Raw genomic sequence first — 13823 nt, forward strand, 5'->3', positions numbered from 1 at the left:
GAAGCTTTCGGGGGCGGTTTTCTTTGGATACAGCCAATCCCTAACATTCGGGAATCTGGAACAGGGCGAGTACGCACCCAATGCCTGAGCTGATGCGGGCCTCCCCGAACGATTATGCTCAGCAGCATGACGACCATGCTGGCGCACCACCCAGGCCGAGTTCGGAGAGTTGCTGGCCTCGCTGTGGACCGGCGTGCAGCGAGCGGTCCAGGCAGCGGACGACCCGGCGCTGGCTCCGCGCTCCGGCACCCTCAGCACCGAGGCGGGCCGCAATCTGGAAACCCTGACCGACCTGGCCGTCCACAATGCTTATCACTGGGGTCAGGTGGTGCTGATGCGGCGGGTGCTGGGAGACTGGCCGCCAGCGACGTCCTAGGAGCAGATGTCATAAAAAGACCCTTTTTATGACCGAGCGGAGCGAGTAGTGTTGACTGAGCAGGACGCAGAATGGAGGCGCGGGGAGGCTGTTTCCCCCGTGGTGTAATTCGGAGTACGGCCCTAGCCTTACCACTCTCCTGCACGTCGGCGCACGACTGATTGAAAGCGCCAGAGGCAAGGAGGGGCCTTGCAGACTGGATTTACGACGCCTTACCCGCTCTGGGCGTCAACCGCACTTCCACATCCATGTCGAGGGCGTCAGCGATGCGGCGTAGCGTCTCCATGCCGTGCTGGTGGTAGTTGGGGCTGAGCCAGCGCGACACCAGCGGCGGCTTGATGCCGAGCCGTGCGGCGATCTCAGCGCCGCTGAGTCCGCTTTCACGGAGCACCCGGCGCAGTTCCAGGCTGACCGGATCGGGGGTCTGGGGCGTCGGTGCTGGCCCGGCCTCGTAGCGGCGCTCGACGGTGGCGCCGTCCGCCTGTTCGCGGGCAGCGCCCTGCACCAGCAGCGCAATCGTCTTCGAGACATCGAGCCGGAACCCGATGACCTCGCCCGTTTCCGGGTCCAGCGTCGTTGGGACGTCGTGGAGAACGACAGTGACGTTTCTGCGACTCTGGAAGGAATGGGTGCGGGGCGTATCTGACATGGTTCCTCCCCCTACTCCCCGCCCCTCAACTCCCCGCTGTCCTGTCCGGCGAAGTCGCCCTCCCAGGCGTTGAGCACCCGCTCGCCGCGCACCAGCAGCACGGTGGGGTAGGCGCTGACCCGTAGGGCGCGGGCAAAGGCGGTGGCTTCCGGGCCGTGCCAGGCGTTCACCCCAGCCGGAGCCGGTGAGGCCACGTCCTCGGCGTTCACCGCCCGCACCGGCAGCCCGGCATGCAGCACGGCGCTCCACAGCTCGCCCAGGTCGCCGCAGTCGTGCGAATACACGACCACGATTTCGCGGGTGTCACCGGTTGACGCGGCCCAGGGGTGAGCGGGCAAGGCGTCGCCCAGGCGCACGTGGGCGCCCGCCGAGCCGAGCGTCCCCGCCCCCAGGACCAGCAGCAGAGACAGGAGGGGCGCGGCGCGGCGGGGAAGTAACGTCATGCTCCGTAGTGTGACCGCTCAGCGTGGCAGATGGGTGAACGTCCGGCCAGGGCAGCAGGGAGGCGTGAGCTGGATAGTGTCGTGGGCGGCATTTTTTTGCGGCATTGACTAGATTCCCGACTATTTCAGCAGGGCGCTGTTGACCCCTCGCACCACGGGAGAGTCGAAGACCTGCTTGCAGAGGGGCGCTGCGCAGCAGCGGGGTGAGGGGAACCACCGTGCAGCCTCCCCGCCCCATGCACGCCGTCCTTTTTCATGCCGCACAACACAAAAAAGCCGACGGTTTGCCTTCTCCGTCAGCTTGTTTTGAATACCCGCCTACCCGCCGCCAGCACTCCCCGCGCTGGGTTTGGGCGCAGCAGGCTTGGGCGGTGTCACGTCCGGAATGTCGGCGCCCGGCGCTCTGAAGCGCTTGACGGCGGCGGGGTCGGGGGCCTGGTCGGGCAGCGGGGTCACGTCGCTGGCCGGAGCGTAGCCGCCCAGGGCCGAGCCATACACGCGGCGCTGCACGATGTTGTCGGGGTCGGTGAACTCGGTGGCCAGTCTGCCGGTGGCCTTGTCGATGTAGACCAGGGTGGTGGCCGGGTCGCTGGCGCCCAGGCTGACCTCGCGGTACTGGGGGCGCTCCGGAATCTGTTCGGCCACCGTGTTGTTGGTGATCTTGTACGCCGGGTCCACGACGGCCACCTGGACTTTCTGCAAGGGGCCGATGACCGGGTGCGGCACGCTCAGCACGCCTTCGGGCGGCGTGAAGCTGCGGGCCGCCTTGCCGCTGAGCGCGTTCACCATCATGTCGTGCCAGATCGGCGGCGCCCAGACGCCCGAATACAGGTCGGTGGGCATGTTGCCGCCCTGCTGAATGCCGATCCACACCGCGCCGACGTAATACGGGTTGACGCCGACGAACCACAGATCCTTGGGGCCGTTGCTGGTGCCGGTCTTGCCGCCCACCGGCCAGCCGGGAATGCGGGCAGGCTGCGAGAAGCCGCCCTGGTTGGTGTCGAGGTCGTTGACCACGCCCTGAATCATGTCCAGCCCCAGGTAGGCGATCTGCGGCGACCAGACCCGGTGCGGGCGCTCGACGTCGTTGGAGGCGTCGTAGAGCACCTCACCGCGCGCGTCGGTGACGCGGGTGATGTAGCGCGGCGGACGGTACAGCCCCCCGTTGGCGAACGGCGCGTAGGCGGCGGCCAGCTTGACCGGCGTGGTCTCCACGGCGCCCAGCGCGGCGGCCAGGCCGGTGCCGTCGTTGGGCGGAATACCCAGCTCGCTGAGCTTGCCGAAGAACGTCGGCAACCCCACGTCGTCGGCGATGCGCACGGTGGGCAGGTTCAGCGAGCGGTCCAGGGCCTCGCGCAGCGTCATGGTGCGAAACGTCATCTCGCCCTCGAAGTCCTTGGGTGAGTAGCGCCCGCCCTGGCAGGTGCCCTTGCTGCCGTTGGCGCAGCGGTAAGTGATCGGCCTGTCGTCGCGGGTGCTGAGCTGGGTAAACTGCCCGGTGCTCAGCGCGGTGGTGTACAGCAGAGGTTTAATGGTCGAGCCGATCTGGCGCTGGCCCTGAGCGGCGTTGTTCCACTCCGGCGCCGTGACGCCCTCGAAGAGTTTCTGGCCCACCATGCCCAGCACCTCGCCGCTGTACGGATCGCTGATGACCGCGCCCATGGTGGCGCGTCTGATCGGCATGCTGGCCCGCAGGCTGGCCCGCTCGACAACCGACTGGAGGCGGGTGTCTAAGGTGGTGTAAACCCGCAGGCCCCCGGCGCCGTAGACCTTCTCGCGCCCGAAGCGCCGCACCAGCTCCTGCTCGACTTGCTGCACGAAGTAGGCGGCCCGCACGGTGGTCACGGCCTTGAGGTGAATGGCCTCCTTGTCGGTCAGCGTAGCGGAGCTCAGGTTGCCACGGGCGTCGTAGGCCACCGTCCAGCCGCGCGGTTTCAGGTTTTCCTTCCAGGCGGCGTTGGCCTGCTCCTGGGTGACCCAGCCGTCTTGCACCATCCTGCCCAGCAGCACCCGCATAAAACCGCGCTGGGCCTTGTAATTGGTGTAGCGTCCGCGTGGGCTGGGCACCAGCGTGGTCAGGTAGGCGCTTTCGGCCAGGTCGAGTTCGCGTGGGGTCTTGCCGAAATACGCCTGCGAGGCGGCGTAGATGCCGTACAGCTCGACGGGTCCGCCGTCGCCCCAGTAGATGACGTTCAGGTAGTCTTGCAAGATCTCTTCTTTGGTAAAGGCCCGCTCGACTTGCACACTGAGCATCCATTCCTTGATCTTGCGGTCCGGGGTCCGCGCCAGGTTGTATTCCTTGAGCAGCAAAGTATTGCGCACCAGTTGGTTGGTCAGCGTAGAGCCGCCCTGCACGTTCTCGCCGCGTGAGAGCCGCTGCACCTGGCGGGCCAGGCCGTAGGGGTCCAGGCCGTAGTGATCGAAAAACCGGCGGTCCTCGTTCGAGACGATGGCTGCCGTCATGTAGGGGCTGACCTCACTCAACTTGACCAGCGTGCGGCTGACTTTCTGGTCGCCGATCTTGGGGACCAGCGTGCCCAGCGGCGTGTTGTCGCGGGCGTAGACGCGGGTGATTGCCCCCAGGCTGAGGGTGTCGAGCTGGCGGTAATCCGGCAGATCACGCGCCCAGCGGGTGCCAAAGGTGGCCAGCAGCCCCATGCCGATAAACACGGCGGCCACGACCAGGGCCGCCAGAAACTTGATCAGTCCGATGAGTAAGCGTACAAACATGCTGCTCCTGCGCGGCTGGCCTGCACTTTCTGGCCCGACCGCCCCTTTATTGTTGACGCCCGTTGATGAGGTGCGTGACGCGCCCGCGCAGGTTCTTGCCCGACAGCGGCTTGGAGACGATATCGTCGGCGCCGACCAGTTTGGCGTGGTCGCGGGTCTGGTCGTCGTCGACGGCGGTGAGCAGCATCACCGGAATGTTGCGCAGCCGCTTGATGCGTTTGATGCGGGCACAGATTTCAAAACCGTCCATAAACGGCATGCCGATATCGAGCAGCATGGCGTCGGGCGTGTGGGTCTGGAGGTATTCCAGGGCGCCTTTGCCGTCGGCCACCGCCACGATCTCGTGACCGTCTGCTGACAAAATCACTTCCAGCATGGTCCGAATGGCCGGTTCATCGTCCGCGACAAGGATGGTGTGAGCCATAGGACACCAATATAGTCCAGGCCCGGCACTTCAAAAGGAAGATGGTCTAAGCGCCGCTGGGGGGTGTGCCGCCGCCCGCTCGTCACCCCAAGCCCATTTGCCCCGGTCCAGCTCAGCTCAGTCCTGGGCCGCCCTGCGCTTCTCCTCGTCGGCCAGCACGCGCCGGAGCACCTTGCCCGCCGCCGAGTGGGGCAATTCCTCACGGACTTCCACCGCCCTGGGCACCTTGTAGGCGCTCAGATGCGCTTTGCAGTGGGCGATGATCTCGGCCTGAGTGGCGCTGTGGCCCGGCTTGAAGGTCACGAAGGCCTTGACGCTCTCGCCCCGGTAGGCGTCGGCCACGCCGATCACCGCCGCCTCCAGCACGGCGGCGTGGGTATACAGCACGTCCTCGACCTCGCGGGGATAGATATTGAAGCCGCCCGCGATAATCAGCTCCTTCTTGCGGTCCACGATCCGGAAATAACCGTCCGGGTCCATGGTCGCCAGGTCGCCGGTTTTCAGCCAGCGCGTCTGGCCCTCCTGTTGAATAGTCTCCTCGGTTTCTTCGGGCCTGTTCCAGTACCCGGCCATGATGTTCGGCCCGGCCACCCACAGCTCGCCGACCTCGCCGGGCGCCACCTGCTCGCCCGCGTCGTTTCTGATGGTGGCGTCCACGCCCGGCAGCGGCAGGCCGATGCTGCCGACACGCGGCTCACCGCCCACCGGGTTGGTGTGGGTGATCGGGCTGCTCTCGGTCAGGCCGTAGCCCTCGACCAGATTCGCACCGCCGGTAATCTCACGGAACACCCTGGCCGTCTCGGCAGGCAGCGGCGCACTACCCGAAATGCAGGCCCGCACCGACCCCAGGTTGTATTTTGGCGTGTCCGGCGAATTGTTGATGGCGTTGTACAGCGTCGGCACGCCGGGAAACAGCGTCACCCCCGCCTTCTGAATGGCACTCAGCAGCGTCTTGATATCGCGGGGATTGGGAATCAGCACGACGCTGGCGCCGATCATCAGGCTCAGGTTCATGCCCACCGTCATGCCGTAGACGTGGAAAAACGGAATGGCGCCCAGCGTGACCTCCTGGCCGGGCCGCAGCCCCTGCATCCAACTGATAGCCTGCTCGGCGTTGGCGATCAGGTTGCGGTGGGTCAACATGGCGCCTTTGGGCGTGCCGGTGGTGCCCCCGGTGTATTGCAGCAGCGCCACGTCGGCGGGCCGCACCTTGACCGGGCGCGGCGTACCTGAATGAGCAGTACCTGGATGGGAAAGCAGTTGCGCCAGGGTCAAGACCTTCTGGCTGGGTTTGACCGCCACCCACTTGCCCTTGCGCTTTTCCATCATCGGGTACAGCAGGTTTTTCGGGAACGGCAGCGCGTCCTGTACGCCGGTCACGATGACCCGCTTGACCGGCACCGCCGGGTTGCCCTCGATTTCGGCGAAGCGTGGATAAAAGCTGTCGAGCACAATCAATGTTTCGGCGCCGGAGTCGATCAATTGGTGCTCCAGCTCCTGGGCCACGTAGAGCGGCGAGGTGTTGACCACCACCGCCCCCGCCAGCGAGGCGCCAAAAAACGCCACCACGAACTGCGGCGTGTTCGGCAGCATGATCGCCACCCGCTCGCCCGGCGCCACACCCTGCGCCTGGAGGCCCGCCGCAAAACGCTGCACGTTGACCCAGAGCTGGCGGTAAGTCTGGCGCTGCCCCAGGAAATCCAGCGCGGTTCGGGCACCAAACGTGCGGGCGGCCCGCTCCAGCATCTGCGGCAGCGTCAGATCGCTGGGCGTGAACTCGTGGGGTACGCCGGATTCGTAGTGCGCTAGCCAGGGTCGCTTCATGTGCGGGGCTCCTACAACACGCTGAGGCCCGGTCAGGATCAGTGATCCACGCGCACCCGGAGAGGGTCAGGAGTCGTTTGCACCGAGTATAAACTGTGTGGCGAGCGGCGTCTATGATCGCCGGTGGGGGAGGACCGCTGGTGGGGGAGATGAAAGTGTGGATGGGTGGCCACGGACCCCTCAGTCTGCTTCGCAGCCAGCTCCCCTCAAAGGGAGCCAAAAGATCAAAGCACGCGCCCAGTCGTTCTTTGCCTCGCTTTGAGGGGCGGAGGGGTCGATTGCTCGCCACCCCAGCGCTTACCAATTAACATCAACCCCCGCGCCTCACTCCCGCGTCTGCAATTCGCGCTGCCCGGTGATCCAGTAGTGCAGCCGCTCGGCGACGTTTTCCATATGGTCGCCGATGCGCTCCAGGCTGCGGCCCACCCGCATCAGGGTCAGGCTCTTAGAAATGTTGCGGGGGTCTTCGAGCATATACGTCACCAGTTCGCGCTGGGTCTGCTCGTAGAGGTCGTCCACCTCGTCGTCCATGTGCAGCGCCTCGTTGGCCTTCACCACGTCGCGCTCCTCGATGGCGGCGCGCAGGTGCAGACTCATCTCCTGCAACCGCTCCAGCATCCGGCCCAGGTTGACGTAGCGCTTGAGGGGCGCCGCCTGGGCCAGCTCGGCGCCGTCGGCGGCCACATGCACGGCGTAGTCGCCCATCCGCTCGATGTCCGACAGGCTCTTGAGGACCAGCGCCACCAGCCGCAGGTCGCGGGCCACCGGCTGATGCAGCGCGATGACCCGCAGGCACTCGGCCTCGATCTGGGCTTCCAGCGCGTCCACCTCGCGGTCGACCGAACGGATCTCGGTCAGGCGCCCGACGTTCTGGTGCAGCAGCACGTCGGCGGCGATGGGCAGCATCCCCTCGACGGTCACCAGCATCTTCAGCGCGTCGCTGAGTATTTTCTGCAAATCCTGTTCCAGTACTTCGCGCATGTGGCGGCTCCTTGAATGGGGAAAGGGGAGAACTGACTTCTTTATTGTGACGCCTTTGTTGTGACGCTAAGAGGCGAGTGTCAGCTCCGGGTCTGCCCAGCCCAGCTCAGCCCAGCCCAAGTCAGCCCAACTCAGGTCAGCCCCGCCACGCCCGGCAAGGTGAACACGAAGGCGTTGCGCCCGCCCCGCCGCTCGGCCCAGGCCTGACCGCCCCAGCCCTGCACGATGCTGCGCACGATGTACAGGCCCATGCCGCTGCCCAGGCCCGGCGCATTCTCGCCGCGCGTGTGGGCCTGAAACAGATGCTCGGTGGAGAACAGCGCCTCGCCCTCGTCGCTGACGGCCACCTCGGTCCAGGCGCCGCGTGGCGTGGCCCGCACGTCTATGGCCGCGCCGTCCGGGCCGTACTTGAGGGCGTTTTCGATCAGGTTGAGCAGAATTTGCAGCAGTTTATCCGGGTCGGCCCGCACCAGATAATCGTCGCCGAAGCTCAGGCGGGCGGCGTGGGCGCTCAGGTCGGGGCCGAGTAGACGCTCGGCGCGCAAAAATACCTCGCTCAGCGGCACGGTGCGGGCACGGGTCGGCCTGAAGCCCACCGCCAGGTCTTCCACCAGCCGGGCCAGCCGCTCGACTTCAGAGAGGCCCTGCTTGATGAAGGTCTGCTGCAACTCGGCGGGCATGGCGTATTCCAGCGCCTCCAGAACACCTCGTAGGCCCGTTACGGGGGTCCGGAACTCGTGCGAGAGGATAGCCGTGGCTTCCCGCAGCTCGGCCTCGCGGCGGCGGTGCTCGGTCACGTCCTCGACGATCAACGCGCCGGGCACCGCCACGCAGCGCAGGGTCCGGCCCGTGACTTCGAGTTCCAGCTCGCCGCCGCGCTCGGCCAGGGCTTCCAGGGTGTGGCGGCGCAGCACTTCGAGCAGCGGGCGCCCGGCGGCCTTTTCGCTGCTGACCCCCCACAGCCGGGCGGCGGCGGCGTTCAGGTGCGTGACCCGGCCCGCCTCGAACTGCACTACGGCCTGGGGCAGCGAATCCTGCCAGTCGCCGGTCTGTTCGGGGGAGCGCAGGCGTTCCATCAGGGCGTCTCCATCAGCATATGCTCATCCGCTCGTCCAGGCCCGCATCCGGTAACCCTTGCCGCGCACGGTTTCCAGAAACTGCGGATGGGCCGGGTCGTCGCCCAGGTGCGCCCGGAGCTGCGTGACGTGCTGATCGACGGTGCGCTCGCCGCCCAGGAAATCCGCGCCCCAGACCCGGTCTAAGAGTTCGGTGCGCGAGTAGACCCGCCCGGCGTTGAGGGCCAGGAAGGTCAGCAAATCGAATTCGCGGCGGGTCAGATTCAGCGCCGCGCCCCCTTTGCGGGCCTCGGCGGCGCTCACGTCGATGCCCAGCGGCCCCAGCGTAATCAGTTGCGGGATGTCGGCCTGGGTGCGGCGCAGCAGTGCCCGGACCCGCGCCACCAGCTCGGCGGCGGAAAACGGCTTGGTCAGGTAGTCGTCGGCGCCGGATTCGAGCCCCTCGACCCGTTCGGCCTCGGCGGCGCGGGCGGTCAGCATCAGCACCGGCAGTTTGCGCAGTTCGGGGTCGCTGCGCAGCCGCCGCAGAAAACTCAGACCGCTCTCGCCCGGCAGCATCCAGTCGAGCACCAGCGCGTCGGCTCCGGCCAGCGTCTCCAGGGCCGCGTTCACCGTAAAAAACGCCGAGACCTGCATTCCGGCCCGCTCCAGATGAAACTTCAGCACGCCCTGGACGGTGCTCTCGTCCTCGATGACCACCACATGGTGAGCCGACATCAGCGCCCCAGCCGCTGCGCCGGGAAACCCTGAAGCGCGGCACTGAGCAGGGCACAGCGGGGCGCCAGCAGGGCACAGCGGGGCGCCGCCCCGGCCAGGCAGGCCCGGCGGCGGCATTCGGAGAACGGCTCATGACTCACGCCCTTCATTGTGCGGCCTGAAGTCAGGGCGCTGTCAGGTGGGCACTCACTTCAAAAACGGATTTCCGACCCGCTCGGCGCCCACCGTGCTCGCCGCACCGTGCCCCGGATAGATGCGCGTCGTGTCGGGCAGGCTCAGCAGCTCGGCGCCGATACCCGCGATCAATTCGGCATGGTTGCCGCCCGGCAGGTCGGTGCGCCCCACGCTGCCCGCAAACAGCGTGTCGCCGACCACCGCGAACCCGTCCGCCGGACCACCCTGACTCAGCAACACGACATGTCCCGGCGCGTGCCCTGGCAGCTCGCGGGCCACGAGGCTCAGCGCCCCCGCCGTGAAGACCTGGCCCTGGGCGATGGTGTGTTCCGGGTCGGCGGGCTGAACGAACGGCAGCTTCCAGCGGGCGGCGCTGGTATGTCCGTTTCGGTACAGCGCCAGGTCGCGTTCGTGCAGGTAGACCGGCACCTTCAGCGCCTCCCTGAGCGGCTGCACCGCCCCGATGTGATCGAAGTGGGCGTGGGTGAGCAAGATGGCCTGGACCTGTACGCCGTAGCTGTGAACCCAGTCCAGAATCCTCTGGGCCTCGTCGCCGGGGTCGAGTAAAAACCCCTGCTGGCTGGCCGCGTCCCAGACCAGCACGGCGTTTTCCTGAAGAGGACCGGTGGGCAGGCTGGCGACCCGCAAGGCGCCGTGCTTGTTGACGCCGTGTTCGTCGGTGTCCGGTGCGGATGTGCGGTTGGCAGTCATGCGCTCAGTTTAGAGCAGTACTCCGAATTACGCCACGGGGAAAACAGCCTCCCCGCGCCTCCATTCTGCGCCTTGCTCAGTCAACACTACTCGCTCCGCTCGGTCATAAAAAGGGTCTTTTTATGACATCTGCTCCAGACCCGAACTTCAGTTCAGAATTCAGCAGCCTCAGCAGACCCGGAGGCGGCAGACTGAAGGCGCAGACTGAAGGCATGGACGACCAGGAACTCAATTTTGCCCGCACCATCTTGCAGGGCCGCGCGGTCAGCGCCGTCGGCGACGACGAGGTGCTGCGCGAGGCCGAGAGACTGCTGACGGGCTGGCAGGCCGGGCAACTTCGCATGGAGCGCCCCAAGCTCTACGACCATTACGCCCTGGTGTTCTCGGCGCTGCTGCGCAAGGTGGCTGCACTGGAGGCGAGGCTGGACGCGCTGGAACAGGCGAGGGCAGACGGCGAAACTAAGTGAGCTTGCCCTCAGCTCGAAGATGCGGTTTCGGCACGGTTCGCCGGACATCTCCACGAGCGGCCCCTGATATGGACTCCGACTTGAATCCCGTATGAAGCGGAGCTGATACCGACCTGCCAGTTCTCTGAGTCTGGTCCCTGAGTCCGGTCCCTGAGTCTGGCCGCCTTAGCAGCGAGACGACGCCTTCGCTGCGGTTTATTCTTCGCTGCGGTCTATTCCGACGTTGCCGTAAGCCGGGGCGTCTGCTCAGTCGATCTGTTCAGGCAGCGCGGCGGATCGCCTGTAGAGCCCCGGACGGATGCCCCGAATTGTGTTGACGCGCACCTGAGAACCGGCCATCATAGCGACGCAGATTACAGAACTGTATCAAAGGGTATAAACATTGAAAGGCTTGAGAATATACTCACGCCAACGGGACCCGTCGCAACGCAGCTTTACCTTCAGACCTGGGCAATGAACGTGTACAGGTTCAAACCTTCCGCATCGGTTGCTAGTTTCAGGACCACGAGGTGACACATGCTTAAACCGGTTCTTCTCCTCATTCTCCTCCTGGCTGGAGTGGCAGGCGCCCAGACTGAAGTGGGTGGCCCTGACCTTTCGGGACCAACATTGACCGCCGGTCAATACAATACGGTCTACAACTTCTTCTCGCTGGCGATCGCCGCGATGGGCGCTTCAGCGGTCTTTTTCTTTCTGGGCCGCACACAGGTGGCGTCCAGGTACCGTCTGGCCCTGCTCATTACCGGCCTGGTGGTAACCATCGCCGGATACCACTACTTCCGCATTTTCAATAGCTGGGAGGCTGCTTACACGCTCAAAGGCGGACTCTACGTACCGAGCGGCTCACCCTTCAACGATGCTTACCGCTACGTCGACTGGTTCCTGACCGTGCCGCTGTTGCTGCTCGAAACAGTGGCCGTGCTGGCGCTTCCGGCAGTGCAGTCGCGCTCGCTGGCCTGGAAACTGGGAGGGGCCGCCCTGCTGATGATCGCGCTGGGTTACCCCGGCGAAGTCGGCAGCCTGGCCGCCCGTCCCTGGTGGGGCGCGGTGAGCAGCATTCCGTTCGTCTACATCCTGTACGTGCTGTGGGTTGATCTGTCGCGTTCGATGGAGCGCCAGTTGCCTGAAGTCAAGGTCTACATCCGCAACATGCGCCTGCTGCTGCTGCTGTCATGGGGCGTGTACCCCATCGCCTACATGCTGCCGCTGTTCGGCATCACCGGCGCTGGCGCCACCGTGGGCCTCCAGATGGGCTACACCATCGCCGACATTCTGGCCAAGCCGGTCTTCGGTATCCTGGTGTTCACCATCGCCATGATTAAGAGTGCGCAGGATTCCTCGGACGGCACCGATCTGCCCAACAGCCGCCTGGCCGGAGCCGACGACTGAGGTAAAGCACGAGCGCTGGACCCGCTACCCAGAAGCCCTGACCGGTTTCTGGGTGTTTTACTCTCTACGCATTTGTGATCTGAAGCTCAGCCGATCACCCAAGCTGCCTTCACCTGTTCCTCGTCTGGCGCGGCGTTCCTGCGGCGCATCATCAGGTGTGACCGACAAGACCAGCCTCAGCGGCCCGGCAGGCAGCAACCCGATAAGTAGCGACCCGGCGGACAGTGCCCCAGCAGACAGTGCCCCAGCCGAGGGTCAGAGCCGAGACATTCCCGCCCAGGCTCAGGGCACCGGAGGCGTCGACACCGCCGAGCACGACGGCAATGCTGAGGGCAGCCGCGACGACGGGCTGGCAGGCGCCGAAACCAGCCCCGCCCTGGACCATGCCAAGGGCAGCGGGCGCCGGTAACGCCGGGCTGATCCCGGAACGGGCCGACCTGAACGTGAGCCCCGACCCGAACACCAGCCCCGACCCGAATATCAGCTCCGACCTGAACACCAGCCGCGCCGCCCCTGAACGCGCCGAGCTGCTGCTGAACGCCCACCGCCGCCTGCGGGGCGAATACGGCGAGGTGCCCCTCTCGCCCCGGCGTGAGCCGATGCACGAGCTCATCAGCACCATCCTCTCGCAGCGCACCAACGCGCAAGGCGAGGACGAGGCGTACCAGGAACTGCGTACCCTGGGCGACTGGGACGCCATTATCGCCGCGCCGACGCAGGACGTGGCTCACGCCATTCGCCGCAGCAATTACCCCGACCAGAAGGCGCCGCGCATCCAGGCGACCTTGCAGGCCGTGAAAGATCAGCGCGGCAACTATGACCTCGACTTCCTGGCAACGCTCACGCCCCAGGAAGGTCTGAAGTGGCTCACGGCGCTGCCCGGCGTGGGTCTTAAAACCGCCTCGCTGCTGCTGCTGTTCAACTACGCCCAGCCGGTTTTCCCGGTGGACACCCACGTTCACCGCATCACCAGCCGCCTCGGTGCCATTCCGAAAATGGGTGAGCAGGCTGCCCACAAGGCGCTGCTGGCCCTGCTCCCGCCCGACCCGCCGCTGCTCTACGAGCTGCATATCAACCTGCTCAGGCACGGGCAGCGCGTCTGCTCGTTCGGCCATCCAAAATGCGGCCAGTGCGTGCTGCAAGACCTGTGCGACGTTTTCAAAGTGTACGGCGGCGAGGTTCCGGCCTTCAAGGATTGAGGAGCGCGGTGCGCTGGGCTTGTGGCCTGTGGCCTGTGGGAGGGGATGGAGGGCATGCGCTGCGCTCACTACCCTCTGCAAGCAGGTCTACGACTCACCCCGCTGCTGCGCAGCGCCCCTCTGCAAGCACTCGTCGTGAACGGACTGTCCTCGTGAACAGACGCCCAGCAGGCGCTACTCGTCCCCATGAGGACGCCACTCCTCAGGTCTGCGACTCTCCCACAAGGGGCGACTGGTACAGCTCCACAGGAGAGGGGTCAACCACGAGCGCCTGGACGCTGTTTTCTACTTCAGTAGACCACTACCTTCCAGCGAAGTCAGTTATGTGCAGGTGCGGAGCACGGGCGCCCTACGTGAGCTACACGATGTGGAGAACGCGGTGAGACAAAGTGCGTGTGGGACGAACTGGAAGTACCATCCATAGCGGAGCGACCAACTCCCTACAAGGTTCTATTGACACGTAGGCTAATCAAGAGAGGTGAGGGGCGGGCAGGCGTCCTCAAGGGCGTCCGTTCTGCCCAAGACGCCGTCCCCGAACCTGTGGCCAGTTGCGCCCCATCGGGGCCTGACCGCTTGGGCAGAACGGCACCCGTATGGGAGGAGTGGCGTCCTCATGGGGAGGAATGGCACCCTCATGGGTGTCCGCTCATGACGACAGTCCGT

Annotated in this window: 15 protein-coding genes; 5 read left to right on the forward strand and 10 right to left on the reverse strand. The window is 65.7% G+C overall.

The features are described from left to right. The first annotated feature begins 169 nt into the window (after positions 1 to 169). Complete coding sequence (locus tag Q0R23_RS17010) at positions 170 to 376, forward strand: hypothetical protein (protein ID WP_293914926.1); 207 nt, start codon at positions 170 to 172, stop codon at positions 374 to 376. Positions 377 to 578: 202 nt separating this feature from the next. Here the strand turns inward: Q0R23_RS17010 and Q0R23_RS17015 are convergent, their stop codons facing one another. The 10 genes from Q0R23_RS17015 to Q0R23_RS17060 form a co-directional block, all read right to left on the reverse strand. Continuing rightward, positions 579 to 1025, reverse strand: coding sequence for a helix-turn-helix transcriptional regulator (locus Q0R23_RS17015; protein ID WP_293914928.1), 447 nt, complete (start codon positions 1023 to 1025; stop codon positions 579 to 581). Positions 1026 to 1036: 11 nt separating this feature from the next. Next, positions 1037 to 1468, reverse strand: coding sequence for a penicillin-binding protein (locus Q0R23_RS17020; RefSeq protein WP_293914930.1), 432 nt, complete (start codon positions 1466 to 1468; stop codon positions 1037 to 1039). Positions 1469 to 1786: 318 nt separating this feature from the next. Next, positions 1787 to 4198: a transglycosylase domain-containing protein gene (locus Q0R23_RS17025; protein ID WP_293914932.1), complete on the reverse strand. Its 2412-nt coding sequence runs from the start codon at positions 4196 to 4198 to the stop codon at positions 1787 to 1789. 46 nt (positions 4199 to 4244) lie between these two features. Beyond that, positions 4245 to 4622: a response regulator gene (locus Q0R23_RS17030; protein ID WP_293914934.1), complete on the reverse strand. Its 378-nt coding sequence runs from the start codon at positions 4620 to 4622 to the stop codon at positions 4245 to 4247. 117 nt (positions 4623 to 4739) lie between these two features. Further along, entirely contained in the window at positions 4740 to 6446 is a 1707-nt protein-coding gene (locus Q0R23_RS17035) for a long-chain fatty acid--CoA ligase (RefSeq protein ID WP_293914936.1), read from the reverse strand. Positions 6447 to 6770: 324 nt separating this feature from the next. Continuing rightward, on the reverse strand, positions 6771 to 7427 hold the full coding sequence (phoU, locus tag Q0R23_RS17040; RefSeq protein ID WP_293914938.1) for a phosphate signaling complex protein PhoU: 657 nt from the start codon (positions 7425 to 7427) through the stop codon (positions 6771 to 6773). A gap of 131 nt (positions 7428 to 7558) precedes the next feature. Further along, positions 7559 to 8503: an ATP-binding protein gene (locus tag Q0R23_RS17045; RefSeq protein ID WP_293914940.1), complete on the reverse strand. Its 945-nt coding sequence runs from the start codon at positions 8501 to 8503 to the stop codon at positions 7559 to 7561. Positions 8504 to 8527: 24 nt separating this feature from the next. Then, a complete protein-coding gene (locus tag Q0R23_RS17050) occupies positions 8528 to 9220 on the reverse strand; it encodes a response regulator transcription factor (protein WP_293914942.1) in 693 nt (230 codons plus the stop codon). Continuing rightward, a complete protein-coding gene (locus Q0R23_RS17055) occupies positions 9220 to 9360 on the reverse strand; it encodes a hypothetical protein (protein WP_293914944.1) in 141 nt (46 codons plus the stop codon). Before Q0R23_RS17055 ends, Q0R23_RS17050 begins: the two co-directional genes overlap by 1 nt. A 46-nt stretch (positions 9361 to 9406) precedes the next feature. Continuing rightward, on the reverse strand, positions 9407 to 10105 hold the full coding sequence (locus tag Q0R23_RS17060; RefSeq protein ID WP_293914946.1) for an MBL fold metallo-hydrolase: 699 nt from the start codon (positions 10103 to 10105) through the stop codon (positions 9407 to 9409). A 212-nt stretch (positions 10106 to 10317) separates the two neighbouring features. Between Q0R23_RS17060 and Q0R23_RS17065 the strand changes: the two genes are divergently transcribed. The 4 genes from Q0R23_RS17065 (at position 10318) to Q0R23_RS17080 (ending at position 13160) form a co-directional block, all read left to right on the forward strand. After that, entirely contained in the window at positions 10318 to 10572 is a 255-nt protein-coding gene (locus Q0R23_RS17065) for a hypothetical protein (RefSeq protein WP_293914948.1), read from the forward strand. Positions 10573 to 11181: 609 nt separating this feature from the next. Next, complete coding sequence (locus tag Q0R23_RS17070; RefSeq protein ID WP_293914950.1) at positions 11182 to 11961, forward strand: bacteriorhodopsin-like; 780 nt, start codon at positions 11182 to 11184, stop codon at positions 11959 to 11961. Positions 11962 to 12118: 157 nt separating this feature from the next. Then, complete coding sequence (locus Q0R23_RS17075; protein ID WP_293914952.1) at positions 12119 to 12370, forward strand: hypothetical protein; 252 nt, start codon at positions 12119 to 12121, stop codon at positions 12368 to 12370. Continuing rightward, positions 12345 to 13160, forward strand: a complete 816-nt coding sequence (locus tag Q0R23_RS17080) for an endonuclease III (RefSeq protein WP_293914954.1) — start codon at positions 12345 to 12347, stop codon at positions 13158 to 13160. The genes Q0R23_RS17075 and Q0R23_RS17080 overlap by 26 nt, the downstream gene beginning before the upstream one ends. The last annotated feature ends 663 nt before the right edge of the window (positions 13161 to 13823 follow it).

Source organism: Deinococcus sp., from assembly GCF_025362455.1.
GTDB lineage: Bacteria > Deinococcota > Deinococci > Deinococcales > Deinococcaceae > Deinococcus.

What these genes read in the sequence shown, in the direction of transcription:
- Q0R23_RS17015 (WP_293914928.1), bottom strand. Translation starts at nt 1,025, where the DNA reads ATGTCAGATACGCCCCGCACCCATTCCTTCCAGAGTCGCAGAAACGTC.
- Q0R23_RS17020 (WP_293914930.1), bottom strand. Translation starts at nt 1,468, where the DNA reads ATGACGTTACTTCCCCGCCGCGCCGCGCCCCTCCTGTCTCTGCTGCTG.
- Q0R23_RS17025 (WP_293914932.1), bottom strand. Translation starts at nt 4,198, where the DNA reads ATGTTTGTACGCTTACTCATCGGACTGATCAAGTTTCTGGCGGCCCTG.
- Q0R23_RS17030 (WP_293914934.1), bottom strand. Translation starts at nt 4,622, where the DNA reads ATGGCTCACACCATCCTTGTCGCGGACGATGAACCGGCCATTCGGACC.
- Q0R23_RS17035 (WP_293914936.1), bottom strand. Translation starts at nt 6,446, where the DNA reads ATGAAGCGACCCTGGCTAGCGCACTACGAATCCGGCGTACCCCACGAG.
- phoU (WP_293914938.1), bottom strand. Translation starts at nt 7,427, where the DNA reads ATGCGCGAAGTACTGGAACAGGATTTGCAGAAAATACTCAGCGACGCG.
- Q0R23_RS17045 (WP_293914940.1), bottom strand. Translation starts at nt 8,503, where the DNA reads ATGGAACGCCTGCGCTCCCCCGAACAGACCGGCGACTGGCAGGATTCG.
- Q0R23_RS17050 (WP_293914942.1), bottom strand. Translation starts at nt 9,220, where the DNA reads ATGTCGGCTCACCATGTGGTGGTCATCGAGGACGAGAGCACCGTCCAG.
- Q0R23_RS17060 (WP_293914946.1), bottom strand. Translation starts at nt 10,105, where the DNA reads ATGACTGCCAACCGCACATCCGCACCGGACACCGACGAACACGGCGTC.
- Q0R23_RS17065 (WP_293914948.1), top strand. Translation starts at nt 10,318, where the DNA reads ATGGACGACCAGGAACTCAATTTTGCCCGCACCATCTTGCAGGGCCGC.
- Q0R23_RS17080 (WP_293914954.1), top strand. Translation starts at nt 12,345, where the DNA reads ATGCCAAGGGCAGCGGGCGCCGGTAACGCCGGGCTGATCCCGGAACGG.